This window comes from Microbacterium cucumeris (assembly GCF_058349845.2).
Window position 1 is genome coordinate 156855 of the sequence record NZ_JBYRIZ020000003.1, and the last position, 14677, is coordinate 171531.

General features: G+C 70.5%; 9 protein-coding genes. 1 reads left to right on the forward strand and 8 read right to left on the reverse strand.

Translation table 11 applies throughout. The features are described from left to right. Positions 1 to 34 precede the first annotated feature (34 nt). Together AC3RXZ_RS09860 and AC3RXZ_RS09865 are read right to left on the reverse strand one after the other, a co-directional pair. Positions 35 to 2863 carry a helix-turn-helix transcriptional regulator gene (locus tag AC3RXZ_RS09860; RefSeq protein WP_491493894.1) on the reverse strand — a complete coding sequence of 943 codons (2829 nt, stop codon included), beginning with the start codon at positions 2861 to 2863 and terminating at the stop codon, positions 35 to 37. A gap of 62 nt (positions 2864 to 2925) precedes the next feature. Next, on the reverse strand, positions 2926 to 3315 hold the full coding sequence (locus AC3RXZ_RS09865) for a hypothetical protein (RefSeq protein WP_491493895.1): 390 nt from the start codon (positions 3313 to 3315) through the stop codon (positions 2926 to 2928). 143 nt (positions 3316 to 3458) lie between these two features. On the opposite strand from AC3RXZ_RS09865, the gene AC3RXZ_RS09870 reads away from it, so the two are divergent. Then, complete coding sequence (locus AC3RXZ_RS09870) at positions 3459 to 4133, forward strand: rhamnogalacturonan acetylesterase (RefSeq protein ID WP_491493896.1); 675 nt, start codon at positions 3459 to 3461, stop codon at positions 4131 to 4133. A 10-nt stretch (positions 4134 to 4143) separates the two neighbouring features. Here AC3RXZ_RS09870 and putP read toward each other — a convergent pair whose 3' ends face one another. The 6 genes from putP to AC3RXZ_RS09900 form a co-directional block, all read right to left on the reverse strand. Beyond that, the gene (gene putP / locus AC3RXZ_RS09875) at positions 4144 to 5679 is read right to left on the reverse strand and encodes a sodium/proline symporter PutP (protein WP_491493897.1); all 1536 of its coding nucleotides are present in this window, start codon (positions 5677 to 5679) and stop codon (positions 4144 to 4146) included. 198 nt (positions 5680 to 5877) lie between these two features. Continuing rightward, positions 5878 to 8628, reverse strand: coding sequence for a glycosyl hydrolase 53 family protein (locus tag AC3RXZ_RS09880; protein WP_491493898.1), 2751 nt, complete (start codon positions 8626 to 8628; stop codon positions 5878 to 5880). A gap of 30 nt (positions 8629 to 8658) precedes the next feature. Further along, positions 8659 to 9567 (reverse strand): sugar ABC transporter permease, encoded by a 909-nt coding sequence (locus AC3RXZ_RS09885; protein WP_243229209.1) that lies wholly within the window; start codon positions 9565 to 9567, stop codon positions 8659 to 8661. A 5-nt stretch (positions 9568 to 9572) separates the two neighbouring features. Then, positions 9573 to 11189 carry an ABC transporter permease subunit gene (locus AC3RXZ_RS09890; RefSeq protein WP_491493899.1) on the reverse strand — a complete coding sequence of 539 codons (1617 nt, stop codon included), beginning with the start codon at positions 11187 to 11189 and terminating at the stop codon, positions 9573 to 9575. Positions 11190 to 11249: 60 nt separating this feature from the next. Beyond that, positions 11250 to 12470 carry a sugar ABC transporter substrate-binding protein gene (locus tag AC3RXZ_RS09895; RefSeq protein WP_243228940.1) on the reverse strand — a complete coding sequence of 407 codons (1221 nt, stop codon included), beginning with the start codon at positions 12468 to 12470 and terminating at the stop codon, positions 11250 to 11252. A 105-nt stretch (positions 12471 to 12575) separates the two neighbouring features. Further along, positions 12576 to 14588: a beta-galactosidase gene (locus AC3RXZ_RS09900; protein WP_243228939.1), complete on the reverse strand. Its 2013-nt coding sequence runs from the start codon at positions 14586 to 14588 to the stop codon at positions 12576 to 12578. Positions 14589 to 14677: the final 89 nt, after the last annotated feature.

The window sequence follows — 14677 nt, forward strand, 5'->3', positions numbered from 1 at the left end:
GCGAGAGCGCGGAACGTCGGGGCAGGACGACGCGTCAGCGGCGCGCGAGGACCAGGGCGGCTTCGGTGCGGGTGGCGACGCCGAGTTTGCGCAGAATCGCCGAGACGTGCACGCTCGCGGTCTTCGTGCTGATGAACAGCCGCTCGCCGATCTGCCGATTGCTCATCCCTTCCGCGACGAGCTCCAGCACCTGGCGCTCGCGCGCGGTCAGCTCGGAGTCCTCCCCCGCGGCGCCGTGAGCACTCACGCGACCGGCGAGCTCGGTCGCGGAGCGCTGGAGCCGGTCGTGTCCGATCTCGGCCGCGATGGCCTCAGCATCCGACAGCCGACGGGAGGCCGTGGCGCGGTCGCCTTGCGCCAGCAGCGCCCTCGCGGACTCCAGGAGGACCGCGACGCGCAGGATCGCGGGCATGTCGGCGGCGTCCGTGGCGATCCGCGCCTGTTCCAGGGCGTCCGCCCGACCGTCGAGGAGCGCGCCGATCACGACCGTCCAGTCGGGATCGCGCAGCGCGTCCGGCTGCGCATCCCACGCGCGGCGGATGGCGGCGGCTGCGGCGTCCGCCGGCGCACCCGCGGCCCGCGCCTCGGCGACCGCCCACGCCCCCTCGAGCAGAAGCCGACGTCCGTTCGCCAGGGCGACGCCGTCATCGTCGACCATCGCGCGGATGACCTCGGCCGCTCCTGTCCAGTCGCCCGTGGCGACGGCGAGAGCGAAGTCGGCCTCGACGGCGTAGTACCAGACCTGTCGCTCGAGCGGCGCGGCCCGCAGGAGCGCCGGCATCCACTCGGCACGGATCAGCTCGGCCTCCTCGACGCGCCCCCGCCACGCCAGGGCACGGATGCGGGAGGTCGACAGGTACAGCCCGGAACGTTGCACGATGTGCCGGTCGGGGACGGTCGCGAGCATGCGCTCTGCCCGGCCGATGTCGCCGAGCGCGAGCAGCGGCTCGACCATGTTCTGCGTGAGCACGCCGCCCGAGCTGCGCAGCACCCCCAGTTCTCTCACGCGCTGCAGGCCGTCCTCAGCGACGCGCAGCGCCTCGGTGTAGTGACCGCGCAGCGTCAGCGAGTCCGAGTAGTTCACTCGGAACTGCACTCCGGCACGTCCGTCGCGACCGAGGCCCTGGGCGGCGTCGAACGCCTGCTGCCCGAAACCCACCTCGCCCAGCAGCATGAGCGAGCAGGCCCGGAGATTCAGCGCGATCGAACGCTCGCTCTCATCGCCTGCGGACGCCGCAGCCCGTTCGGCCGCCGTGGCCGCGATGACCGACGCGGTCGAGCGGCCCGCCAGCATGTGACGGCTCGCGATGCCGTTGAGGACCGTCGCCCGCAGGTGGCCGTCCTCGATGCCGTGCGCGTCGAGCAGGGCGAGCGCGCGTTCGTAGTCCTCGAGCGGCCCCGGGCGGCCGAGGTTCGCGAGGAACTGCGCATGGTCGCGCACCAGCCGGACGTGCTGCACGGGGTCGACGGTCGACTCGTCGAGCTCGTCGAGCCCGAGCCGCGCGACCGCCAGCGCGCGTTCGTCGTCGCCCGCGTTGCGCAGGATCGATCCCAGCATCACGAGCAGCGGGACCCGGCCGATGCCTGCGGCCTCCGCGGCGTCGGGCACCTGCTCCCACAACTCGAGCACCAGTTCACCGAACCGGGCGGCGCTCGCGAACGCGTAGCCCGCCTTGGCCTGCCGCATGGCGGCGACGGCGGCGGCCAGGGCGCGCCGCGGATCCTGAGCCAGACGCCAGTGATAGGCGAGAGCGGCGTGGTTGCGGCTGCCGTGCTCTTCGAGCGCCTCAGCGAACGAGCGGTGCAGCCGGGCCCGTTCACCGGGCAGCAGGTCATCGTGCACGGCCTCGCGCAGCAGCGCGTGACGGAAGCGATAGTGTTCATCGTCCACGACGAGGATGCCGCCCACCGTCGCCTCGCGGATGGCGGCGTCGAGACGGACGTCGTCGAGACCGCTCAGTCGCGCGAGCAGCGGGTGGGACAGCGCGCGCTCGGCTCCGGAGGCGAGCCTCACGACCGCGCGGGCGTCATCGCCGAGTCGGTCGAAGCGGGTGAGCAGCAGGCCGGTCAGCCCCTCGGGCAGCGGCGCCTCCGAGCAGCAGGCCAGCTCCTCGATGAAGAACGGCACGCCCTCGGCGCGCTCGTGCATGCGCTCGAGCGCGGCGTCGCTCAGCGGGCGGCCGGACAGCTGCTCGGCGAGAAGTCGTGAGGTCTCGGCATCCAGCCGCCGCAGCGGCAGGCGCTCGACCAGCCGCGCGCGCGTGACCTCGGCGATGAACCGGCTCGTCGCGTCGCCGCGGCGGACGTCCTCGCTGCGACACGTGAGCACGAAGAGGATGCGCCCGTGATCGATCATGCGCAGCAGGAAGTTCAGCAGCGCGAGCGTCGAGTCGTCGGCCCAGTGCAGATCCTCGACCACGATGATCTGCGGCCGGCGCACCGCCGCGGCCTCGATGAGTGTCGCGATCGCGTCGCGCAGCGCCTCGGGGCTCGTCCGCTCGCGGCGGATCTCCTCGGTGGCGAGTTCGGGCAGGAGCATCCGCAGCGCTTCGCGTCCTGCGCCGACCGCCGCGAGTGCCTCATCAGGTCCCAGCACCGAGACGAGCGAGCGCAGGATGCCGATCAGCGGCCCGAACGGCGTGCGCACGGATCCGAGGTCGAGGAACCACCCGACATGCACGTCGGCCCGCGATCCGGCCGACGCCTCGAACTCCCGCAGCAGCCGCGACTTGCCGATGCCGGCTTCGCCCTCGACGAGCACCGCCGCCGGTTCGCCGCCGACGGCGCGATCGAACGCGCGCGCCAGGTCGGCGAGATCCGCGTCGCGGCCGACCATCGCCGATGCGGGCGTGGCGAGTGGCATGTCCTCATCGTGCCACTCGCCACGGACATCGGGGGCCCGATCCCTCAGACCGGCCTCCGGCGTCACCGGACGGGCGCCGCGAGCAGGCCGGCGTCGACGGGGCTGTCGCCTGCGGCGGTGGCCGGCGCGACCGGCATCGGTGCCGCGGAGACGTGACCGCTGACCCGCTCCGGCTCCGACGTGCTCCGGTCGGGACCGTGGACTCCGGGCGAGGCCGGCGCGACCGCGGCGCCGTCCGCCGTGCGGGCGCGTGGTGCGGATGCGGGGTCGCCACCCGCGGCCGCGACGCCTGCGGGCACCGAGCGCGTCCTCCGCAGACGGGCGAACCAGCCGCGACGCGGCGCCGACTGCGCGTCCAGGCGCTCGAGGACGGCCCGGCGGCGCTCGATCTCGCGGTCGAGGCGGGCGCGGTCGTCGACCAGAGTGGTGATCATGAGGAAGGGCTCGTACATGGTGACTCCTCGGTTGGGATGTCTCCACACTCCGCTCTAAGGCCCCCGCCCGGCATCAGGCGAATGCCCTATTTCCGGCGTCCGTTCCGGCGAGGACCTCAGCTCCCCTAGCGGGAAAGCGTTGTCCATGCCAGACTCTCCCCGTGACCTACCACCTCGCCGGCGACTCGACCGTCGCGCCCATGAAGCCGCACGAGACCCCGCTCACCGGCTGGGGCGAGTTCCTCGAAGAGCTCTCGGGCCGCCCCACCCGCAACCACGCCTTCGGGGGCGCGACGACCGAGTCGTTCATCGCCACGGGCTCGTGGGATCGCCTCCTCGCCGACGTGCGTCCCAGCGACACGGTCGTCATCCAGTTCGGGCACAACGACCAGAAGCACCCCGACCTGCTCGCCTCCCGCGGCGGCTACCAGGAGCGGCTGCGCCGCTTCGTGTCCGACGTCCGCGAGCGGGGCGCCTCGGCCGTGCTCTGCACCTCCTGCGCGCGGCGGTGGTTCGACGACGGTCGGGTCGTGCCCACCCACGGCGACTACCCGAACGCGGTGCGCGACCTCGCCCACGAGCTCGACGTCCCGCTGATCGACCTGAGCGTCTTCACCACTTGGCTCTACGAGGACCTCGGTGAGGAGGGATCCACGCGTCTGCTGTCGCACTACGCCCCCGGCGAGACGACGGCTTGGCCGGACGGACTCGTCGACGACACCCATTTCCGCGTCGAGGGAGCGCGGAAGATCGCGGCGTTCGTCGCGGCATCCCTGCGCGCGATCGAGCGCCTCGACGGCGACCTGCCCGCCCGCGGCGGCGCTCTCGTGCACTGAACCGGCGCGGTCAGGGAGTCTGCCGGTCGCCCCTCGCCCCGCGGCCGATCCCGTTCACGATCAGCAGGGCGCCGGTGTCGCTGAACTCCTGAAGGATCTCCTGTTGGCGCTCCGAATCGGCGCGATGCGTGAACAGGCTCACCACCACGGCCGCGACGGTCGCGCACACGAAGGCCGGAAGTAGCTCGTACATCTCCGGCCAGACCGCGTCCCACACGAACACCCCGGCGGCACCGACGAACATGCCCGCCAGCGCGCCCCAGTTCGTCAGGCGCCGCCAGAACAGGCTCAGCAGGATCAGCGGCCCGAAGGCCGCGCCGAATCCCGCCCATGCGAACGAGACGAGCCCGAGGATCGTGTCATCCGGGATGATCGCCAGGATCGCTGCCACGATCGCCACGACGAGGACGGCCGCGCGGCCCAGCAGCACCATGCGCTTGCCGTCCGGCGGCGTCCTGCGCATGACCTTGTAGAGGTCCTCGACGAGCGCCGAGGAGCACACGATCAGCTGGCTCGAGATCGTCGACATGATCGCGGCGAGCACGGCCGCGAGCACCAGTCCGGCGACGAACGGATGCAGCAGCGTCTGCGACATCACGAGCACGACCGTCTCGGGGTTGGCCAGGTCGATGCCCTGGTGCGCCATGTACGCGATGCCGACGAAACCGGAGAACACGGCGCCGACGAGCGAGACGATCATCCACGACATCCCGATCCGGCGGGCGCTCTTCGCCTCGCGCGGGCTGCGCAGCGCCATGAACCGGACGATGATGTGCGGCTGACCGAAGTAGCCCAGTCCCCAGGCGAGCGACGAGATGATCGCGAGGACGGTGCCTCCGGTCAGGGCCGTGCCGCCGATGAGGGACACGTGGTCGGGGGCGAGCTCCTCCACGTAGGCACCCACCTCGCCGAAGCCGCCGACGGCGATCACCGCGGCGATCGGCACGACGATGAGGGCGACGACCATCATGAGTCCCTGCACGACGTCCGTGAAGGAGGCGCCCAGGAACCCGCCGAACAGCGTGTACAGCAGCGTGACCCCGGCGACGAGCGCCATGCCGAGCAGATAGTCGGAGTTGAACGAGCTCTCGAAGAACACTCCCCCGGCGACCATGCCCGAGGAGATGTAGAGGGTGAAGAACACCAGGATGACGAGGCCCGCGAGGATGCGCAGCAGGCGCGAGCCGTCACGGAGCCGGTTCTCGAAGAAACTCGGCACGGTGATCGAGTTGCGCGAGACCTGGGTGTAGGCGCGCAGCCGCGGCGCGACGAGCAGCCAGTTCAGGTACGCCCCGATGGTCAGGCCGATCGCGATCCACGCCTCGATGAGCCCGGACAGGTAGATCGCGCCCGGTAGACCCATGACCAGCCAGCCCGACATGTCGGACGCTCCCGCGCTCAGGGCCGCCACCCACGGCGGCAGATTGCGGCCGCCGAGCATGTAGTCCTCGTGGTCGGCGGTGCGCCGGAAGGCCACCCACCCGATGAGCAGCATCGCTGCGAAGTACAGGCCCAATGCGATGAAGATGAACACCTGGTCGGACATCGTCGTCCCTTCCGTCGTGCGGTTGGTCCGATCCTGTCATCCGCGGATGCCGAGGACCACCCCCTCGCCGGCGGATCGCGCTCCGCGTCTCCGCCGAGATCCGGAGAATCGCGCGAGATCCGGACGTTTTACCGCCGGATGTCCGGATCTCGCGGGATCCTCCGGATCCAGCCGTGCGGATGCCGCAGCGCCCGCCGCTCAGCCCCGGACGCGCACCGTGAGCGGCTTGCCCTCCGTGACCCCGGCCGCGTTCACGAACTCGACCGTGTAGGTGTGCGTCCCGACGGCGCGACCGATGAGCGGCACCGATACGCGCTGCGCCGCCGGCGTGTCCGCCACCAGCTCCCCCGCCGTCAGCAGCTCGCCGTCCTCGTACAGGCGGTATGCGGTCGCATTCGTCCCCCACCACAGGTTCGCGGTGACCGTGTAGTCGCCGTCGCCGTCGCCGTTGTCCGCGGAGAGCACCGGCGCTCCCGGCGCGGCATCCGTCACCTCGACCCTCACCGGCCTCACCGCCGTGGCGCCCCGGGAGTTGACGAGCTCCCCGGTGTACTCGTAGACGCCGTTCGACCTGCCGCGCACGTCGATGCGCGCCGTCTGCGCCGCCCGCCCGTCGTACGTCAGAGGCACGGTGGCGATCAGGGCGCCGTTCTCGAACAGTCGCAGTTTCGTGGCGTTCTCGCCCCACCACAGGTTCATCGTGACGGTGTAGTCGCCGTCGCGCAGACCGGTGTCGTGGCCGTTGTCGTGCGAGAGGACCGCGCTCGCCGGCGCTGCGGTCGCGTCGTCGCGCAGCACCAGTTCGTCGAGCGCGCGGTTGAGCGCCTCGAGAGCACCGGCGACCGCGTCCGCGCTCGGCGATGAGGCGCTCAGCACGATGTCCGCGCGCGCGATCGATGCGGCGAGACCCGCCGTGGACGACTCGACGTAGTCATCCGGATCGACGGATGCCGCGGCATCCCGCTGCGTCTTCAGCTGCGTGGTGTCGGCACCGGGCTCCGGCATCCGCACCAGTTCGACGTCGTCCAGGGTGCCCCAGGCGCCGGCCGGAAGGTCCGCCGCGATCCGCACGGTCGCCGTGCCGTCCTCGCCCACCTGCACCGCCGGGGTGGTCGGCGTGGACCACACCCTCCAGCCGTCGAGGCCGAACGCGACGGGCTCGGCGGCCAGCTCGGACGTCGACAGCGCGAGCGTCACGCGCCCGTCCTCGCCTTCGCCGTCGCCCTGCAGCGCGGCCCTGGCGACGTAGGCTCCCTCCGCGAGTCCCGTCACGGTCTGGGTCAGCTCGAACGAGTAGGCGGCATCCGCGAAGAAGTGGGCCGAGCGGGTTCCGGAGTGCGGGTCGTCCCCCGAATGCAGCGTCAGTCCGGTGCCCGAGGTCGACCACGCGGTCGCGTCGGCGTCTTCGAAGCCGGGATCGGCCAGGAGGTTCCGCGCGACGATCGTGACGGTCGCGGAGGCGTCGAGACCGCCGCTCGTCGTCCCCGCGATCGCGTACTCTCCGACGCCCTCGATGTACTGCACCGCGTCGGACCACGTCACCGTCTGCCACTCCGAGGTGCCGTCGGTGTAGCGGACCTCGACCTCCTCGGGCAGCACGACGTCCGCTCCCTCGGTGAGCCGCAGGGCGACCGGAGCCACGGACTCGACCTCGCGCGGCGAGACGGCTCCGGTGCGGACGTACGTGAAGATGTTCAGCGCATCCGATGCCGTGCCGTCGAACGCGAACAGCGCCTGGTTGTCCCACGCCGAGCCGCCGAACCACTGTCCGGCATCGTGCGGATCGTATTCGCCGGCGTGGCTCGACGCCCAGCCGGAGCCGTCGCGCTCCCACAGCACGCGGTTCGCCTCCAGCTCGGACGGCGGGCCGACGGGGAGCCAGGCCGGTTCCCAGTAGAAGACGCCGAGCGCGGCGTCTCCGACGTCCGCGACCGCCTGCACGACATCGCGCATCGCGGTGGCCTGGCCCTGGACGCTGAGTGCGTACTGCGTCGCCTCCGCGGGAAGATCGATCACGTTGCCGTGTCCGTCGCCGTCCTCGAGCGTGTAGGCCCACGACGTCTCGGCCACCATGACCTGCTTGCCGTAGGTGTCGGCGACGTGCGCGAGCACGGCCGTGAGGTTCTCGGGCGTACCGTGCCAGAACGGGTAGTAGGACGAGGCGAAGACGTCGTAGTCCACGTCCCGACTGTCCAGCTGCGCCGCCACGTTCGCATAGAAGCCGGCCCGCTCGGGGTTCGTGAAGTGCAGCGCGACCAGAGCATCCGGAGCCTCCGCCCGGACGGCGGCCGATCCGGCGGCGAAGACCGCCGCCATGTCGTCCCATCCGGTCACGCCCGCCACGCCGTTGTTCGTCTCGTTGCCGATCTGCACCATCCGCAGGTCGACGCCCGCCTCGATCATGCGCTTCACTGCGTCGCGCGTGAACGCTCCGACCTCGACGGCGGTCGCCTCGGCATCCAGCCCGGCCCAGGCCTTCGGGGCCTGCTGCTTGGCGGGGTCGGCCCAGAAGTCCGAGTAGTGGAAGTCGACGAGCACGCCGAGCCCGGCATCCGTCGCCCTCGTCGCGATCTCGACGGCACGGTCCACGTCCACGTTCCCGCCGCCGTAGCCGTTGCCCGCGGCGTCGAACGGGTCGTTCCACACCCGCACGCGCACATCGGTGACACCGGCGTCCGCGAGGATGCCGAACAGGTCACCGGCCGTACCCTGGGCGTCGCGAAAGACCACGCCGGACTCCTCGAGAGAGAGCACGGAGGAGACGTCGACGCCGCCGATGAACTCCGCGGGGAGGTTCTCGACGCGCGGCACGGTGATCGAGGCCGCGACCGGTCCGCTGGCGGCCGCTGACGAAGCAGCGGAGGCCGCTGACGGGGCGAGGCCGATCAGGCCGAGAGCGGTGGCGACGACGAGCGACGCCGAGAGCAGGGAACGTGTGCGACGGTGCATGACGGCCTTTCGACGGGAGAGGAAACGGGATCAGCCCTTGACGGACCCCTGGGTGAGTCCGCCGACGATGTACTTCTGCAGGGAGAAGAACAGGGCGAGCACGGGGAGCGCGGCGACCACAACGCCGGCCGCGAACAGACCCCAGCGGGAGGTCAGCTGGTTGGACACCCACTGGTACATGCCGACCGCCAGGGTCCAGTTGTCCTCGCTGGTGAGGATGATCTTCGACAGGATGAAGTCGCCGAACGCCGCGAGGAACGCGAGCAGCGCCACCACGGCGAGGATCGGCACGACCAGCGGCATGATGAGCTTCCAGAAGATCTGCGCGTGCGTGGCGCCGTCGATCTTCGCGGACTCGTCGATCTCCACCGGGATCGTATTGAAGAACCCGTACATGAGGAACGTGTTCGCCCCGAGCGCGCCGCCCAGGTACACGCAGATCAGGGCGATCTTCGAGTTGATGCCGAGTGCGGGGACGACCTCGCCGATCGTCAGCAGCATGAGGAAGATCGCGATGAAGGCGAGCGCCTGCGGGAACATCTGCAGCACGAGCAGCGTCGTGAGGCTCGCGCGCCGGCCGGAGAAGCGGAATCGCGAGAACGCGTAGGCCGCGGCCGCACCCATCAGCACCGATCCGATCGCCGTCACACCGCCGATGAGCAGCGTGTTGCCGAACCACATCCAGTACTGCGACTGGCCCAGGGCGATGTAGTTGGCGGGGTCCACCGCCGAGAACAGCGCGCTCGACGCCGCGAGGCTGCCGTTCGGGTTCAGCGAGGAGGACAGCACGTACACGAGCGGGAACGCCGCGAAGAAGAGCACGACGACGGCGAGGAGGTACTTCCAGCCGACCTCGCCCCACCACCGGCGCCGTCGGGCGCCTGCCCGGGATGCCGCCGCGTCCCCACGTGAACCCGTCACGACTGCTCTGGTCTGCATGGACATCACTGGTACTCCTCGAGCTTGCGGGTCTGGCGGAAACTCAGCGCCGAGATCACACCGACCACGATGAAGGCGATGATGGAGAGCGCGCTGGCGAGGCCGTAGTCGCTGGCGCCGCCCGAGACGCCGGACACGTCGTAGATGGCGGAGACCAGGATGTCGGTGGACCCGAGCGCGTAGGGGGCGCCCGCGATCGCCGGGCCGCCGTTGTTGAACGTGTAGATGACCGTGAAGTTGTTGAACGCGACCGCGAACGAGGCGATCAGCAGCGGCGCGGTCGACACCAGCAGCAGCGGCAGGACGATCGCGCGGAAGCGCTGCCACTTGCTCGCGCCGTCGATCTCGGCGGCCTCGAGCGTGTCCGACGGCAGCGACTGCAGCGCGCCGGTGCACACCAGGAACCAGTAGGGATAGCTCAGCCACACGTTGACGAAGATCACGGCGGCCCGCGTGAGCCACGGGTCGCCCAGCCAGTTGATCTGCTGGCCGAAGAAGAACAGGTCGTTGATGACGCCGAACTCGGCGTTGAACATGCCGCGGAACAGCAGCGCGGCCATGAACGCGGGGAACGCGTAGGGCAGGATGAACAACGCCCGCAGCACCCGACGGCCCTTCACCCGCGGGTCGTTGTAGACGATCGCGAGGCCCAGGCCCACCGCGAAGCTCAGCACGACGGACAGGATCGCGAACGCGAACGTCCACACCGTCACGCTGCCGAGCGTGGAGGCCAGGGCCGGGTCGGTGAACAGGCGGAGGAAGTTCTCGAAACCGACGTTCACGTACCAGCCCGCGGGGAGTGCTGTGCCGTCCTCGGCGACGAAGCTGCCGCGGTCGGTCGCGGTGTACACCGTGCCGGTCGTCGTGTCGGTGATCGTCTGCGCCTCGGCATCCCACACCAGGGTGGACTCGTAGACCGCGCCGGACGAGCCGTCGCGGGTGCGCACCGAGCCGTCGTTGGGGTCGTCCGAGACGAGCACGCGCAGCTCGGCGATCTCGGCCTGCAGGGCCGTGTCGCTGAGCACCGTGGCACGGGGGACGACGGTCCAGCCCGGCACCTCCTCGGGGGCACCGCCGCTTCCGAGCGACGCTCCGGATGCCTCCGACAGCGGCTCGAGGGCGGAGCCGACCTGCACGTCGCCGTCCTCGTCGACGATCGCGAAGCCGAGCTCGCCGCCCCGCTCGACGACGGACAGCGGGTAGGTGGGCGAGCCCTCGACGCGGCGCTCCCCCTGGATGAGGGCGGCCTCGACGGCCTGCTCCTGCGTGCCGATGTGTCCGGTGCCGTAGTTCGTGAAGGCGATGTAGGCGGTGTACCCGAAGATGAACACCTGGAAGACGAGGAGGAACACGAGCCCCGGGAGCAGATACTTCAGCGGCAGAGCCTTCTTGGTGAAGTACACCCAGTCCGCGATGACCACGAGCACGACGATCGCGCCCAGCACGATCCAGGACTCCACGCGCCACGCGGCGATGGCCGTCATGATGCCGAACGCGTTGATCAGCGCCATCAGGAGGAGCTTCACGAGGAAGCCCCATCCGAGTCCGCGGAAGCTGCGGGCGTGGGATTCGCGCGGGGACGGCGCAGGCTTCTCCTGCACGGGCGCTGCCGGTGTCGACATCAGTTCTCCTGTCTGCGGTTCCGGGCCGGGAGGCGGGACGCGCCTCCCGGCCCGGAGGGATCAACCCGCGATCGCGGCCTCGACGTCGGCGACCATGGTGTTCCAGGTGGACACCGGGTCGGCGCCGTTGATGATCTGCACCTGAGCGGCGTTCCAGAGGTCCCAGACCGAGCCCATCTCGGGGATCGACGGCATCGGCACGCCGTTCTGCGACGAGGCGACGAAGCCCGCGATGATCGGATCGGACGAGACCTCCTCGGCGAGAGCCGTCCACGCCGGGATGCGCGGATCGGCGTCGTACAGGGCGCGCTGCGCGTCCTCCGTGCCGAGGTAGTTCACCAGGAACTCCTGCGCGAGCAGGGCGTTCTCGCTCTGGCTGGACAGGTAGAAGCCCTGAACGCCGACGAACGGGGCCGCGGTCTCGCCGCCGGCCGACGGGATCGGGTTGACGACGACGTTCACGTCCGGGTAGGTGCTGATCGCCCACGGACCCTGGATCGTGTACGCGGCCTTGCCCGAGTTGAACAGCTCGTTGTTGATGTCGTAGTCGACCGTGGTGGAGATGTAGCCGGTGCCGTTCGCGCCGTTCGCCCCCAGCCACGTCGCGAAGGCCTCGCCGTTCGCTCCGCCCATGCCGACCTCGCTGGTGTACGAGCCTGACTCGTCCTGCACGAAGACGGGAGCGCCGAAGGAGGTCTGGAACGGGTACATCGTGTAGCCGTCGCCGGTCTCGCCCTCGGTGTTGATGACGAACGGGCGCTCCGCGCCGGAGTCGATGCCCTTCTGGATCATCTCGTCCCAGGTGGCCGGTGCCTCTTCGCCCACGAGATCGGCGTTCTGCACGAGCGCGATCGATTCCAGCGAGTACGGCAGCGCGTAGAGCTGGCCCTCGTAGGTCATGGCCTCGACGGCCACCGGCTCGAAGCTCTCGACCTTGTCGCCGAGGTCGATCGTGTCCACGACGCCGGCGGCGACGAGCGCACCCAGCCAGTCGTGCGCTCCGACGGTGATGTCGGGCCCCTCGCCGGTGGGGACCTGGGCGATGAAGTCGTCGCGCAGGTCCTCGAAGTTCTTCTGCACGAGCTTGACGGTCGCTCCGGTCTCCTCCTCGAACGCCTCGGCGGCGGCGCTGATCGCCTCCTCGCGTTCGGCGTCGGTCCAGATGACCAGTTCGGCGCCCTCGCCGGACGGCTCTTCGGCCTCGGGAGTGCTCGAGCTGCATCCGGCCAGGATGACGGCGGCGGTCAGCGCGAATGCGCCGACTGCGATGTGCTTGCGCATGCGGTGTTCCTCTCTGTTGTGGCCGCCGACGCGCTTCGCTGAGCGAGCCGCCTCGTCACGACCGGTTGTGGACGACGGGCCACGGGACCCGTCGGTGTGGAGTTGTCAGGATGCTGCGGTGGTGCGGACCACGGCGACGCCGCCGGCGGGCACCGTGAGCGTGCCGTCGACGTCGGTCGCGGTGATGAGCTCGACGCCGGTGGCGGCGAGCTCGACGTCGTCGTCGCGATGGTTCACGGCGATGACGTAGTCGGTACCGCCCCGGCGGCGCGTGACGACTTCGAGTCCCTCGGGGCGGGATGCCGGGACCACCCCGGCGTCCGCGTACACGGCGCCCATCAGCACGCCCATGCCCACGGCGTCCAGCCGCGTGCTGACGTACCAGCCGGCGCCCGCGCCGTGCGCGTTGCGGGTGATCGCCGGCCCGTTCTCGCCCGGCCCCCCGGTGAAGCGCGCGATGACCTCGGCACCGTCGAGGGCGATGTCCTCCTGCCACACGTCGGCGCGGAACGCACCGCGTCCGGGCCATTCGACGTCGTGGCTGGCGCTCTCGCGCAGCGGCAGGAACTCCTCGACCGTGAGCCCGAGCGCGTCACGCAGCGGTGCGCCGAACCCGCCGATATGGACGGCGTCGTTCTCGTCCACGATGCCCGAGAAGAACGACACCAGCAGCGTGCCGCCGGATTCGACGTAGCGCGTGAGGTTCTCGGCATCCGCGGTGCTCAGCAGGTACTGGGCGGGGACGACGACGAGCCTGTAGCCCGAGAGGTCGTGCCCGGGGAGCGCGAAGTCGACCGTGATGCCGTCCCGCCAGAGCTGCTCGTAGAAGTGGCGCACCTGGGCGGCGTGGGCGACGTCCTCCGAGGGGCGCCATTCCAGGTCCTGCGCCCAGAAGGATTCGAAGTCCCAGAGCACGGCGACCTCGGCCTGGACCATCGAGCCCTGCACCTCGCCGAGCCGGTCGAGGGTCGCGCCGAGATCCACGACCTCGCGGAACACGCGCGACGCCGTGCCTGCATGCGGGAGCATCGCGGAGTGGAACTTCTCGGCTCCCGATCGCCCGGCGCGCCACTGGAAGAACAGGATGCCGTCGGCGCCGCGGCCGAGATGCGTGAGCGAGTTGCGCTTCATCTCGCCCGGACGCTTCGCGATGTTGCGGGGCTGCCAGTTCACGGCCGAGGTGGAGTGCTCCATGAGGATCCAGGGCTTGCCGCCTCCGACCGAGCGGGTGAGATCCGCGGCGATGGCGAGCCCGATGTGGGCGTCCTCGTCGGCGGCCCACAGGTAGTGGTCGTCCGAGACGATGTCGACCTCGCGACCCCAGGCCCACAGGTCCGTGGTCCAGCTCTGGTTCGCCATGAAGTTCGTGGTGATGGGCTGGTCGGCGTGCGCGCGGATGGCGTCGCGCTCGAGGATGAAGCAGGCCCGCAGCTGGTGGTCGGTGAAGCGCGCGAAGTCCAGGCGCTGGGCCGGGTTCACGACGCTCGGCGCGATGGCCGGGGCATCGATATGCTCCCAGGCGGCGTAGTGCTGGCTCCAGAAGGCGGTGCCCCACGCCGCGTTGAGGGCGTCCAGGGTCCCGTACTTCTCCTGGAGCCAGATCCGGAACGCGGCGACGGATGCCGGGGAGTAGTCCTCTCCGACCGGGACGCCGTACTCGTTGTGGACGTGCCAGAGCACGACGGCCGGATGCTTCGCATAGCGCGCCGCGATGGTGTCGGCGTACCGGACGATGGCCTCGCGGTAGGCCGGCGAGGAGTGCGAGGCCATGCCCCGCGAGCCGAAGCCCATCACCCGGCCCTCGCGGTCGATGACGCGCGCCTCGGGGTGGTTCGCGAAGAACCAGGCGGGCGGGGAGGCCGTCGGGGTGCCGAGGTCGACCGCGATGCCGTTCTCGTGGAGCAGGTCGAGCAGCTCGTCGAGCCATTCGAAGTCGAAGACGCCCTCGGCGACCTCGATGAGCGCCCACGAGAAGATCCCGACGCTGACGAGATTCACCCCGGCCTCCCGCATGAGCGCGACATCCTCGCGCCAGGTCTCGCGGGACCACTGCTCGGGGTTGTAGTCGCCTCCGTAGGCGATTCCCCGGAGCTCGGGCCAGGCGTGAGGGGAGGTCATCGGCACTCCATCGGGTCGGTGCAGGTGGTGCAGGTGAAACTGGGACCGGTCTCAGTCGGCGATCGGATGCCGCGGCTGGGACCGGTCTC

Bases quoted from the DNA above. Each gene is read 5' to 3' on its own strand.
- AC3RXZ_RS09900 (WP_243228939.1), bottom strand. From the start codon at position 14,588: ATGACCTCCCCTCACGCCTGGCCCGAGCTCCGGGGAATCGCCTACGGA.
- AC3RXZ_RS09885 (WP_243229209.1), bottom strand. From the start codon at position 9,567: ATGCAGACCAGAGCAGTCGTGACGGGTTCACGTGGGGACGCGGCGGCA.
- AC3RXZ_RS09860 (WP_491493894.1), bottom strand. From the start codon at position 2,863: ATGCCACTCGCCACGCCCGCATCGGCGATGGTCGGCCGCGACGCGGAT.
- AC3RXZ_RS09880 (WP_491493898.1), bottom strand. From the start codon at position 8,628: ATGCACCGTCGCACACGTTCCCTGCTCTCGGCGTCGCTCGTCGTCGCC.
- putP (WP_491493897.1), bottom strand. From the start codon at position 5,679: ATGTCCGACCAGGTGTTCATCTTCATCGCATTGGGCCTGTACTTCGCA.
- AC3RXZ_RS09865 (WP_491493895.1), bottom strand. From the start codon at position 3,315: ATGTACGAGCCCTTCCTCATGATCACCACTCTGGTCGACGACCGCGCC.
- AC3RXZ_RS09890 (WP_491493899.1), bottom strand. From the start codon at position 11,189: ATGTCGACACCGGCAGCGCCCGTGCAGGAGAAGCCTGCGCCGTCCCCG.
- AC3RXZ_RS09895 (WP_243228940.1), bottom strand. From the start codon at position 12,470: ATGCGCAAGCACATCGCAGTCGGCGCATTCGCGCTGACCGCCGCCGTC.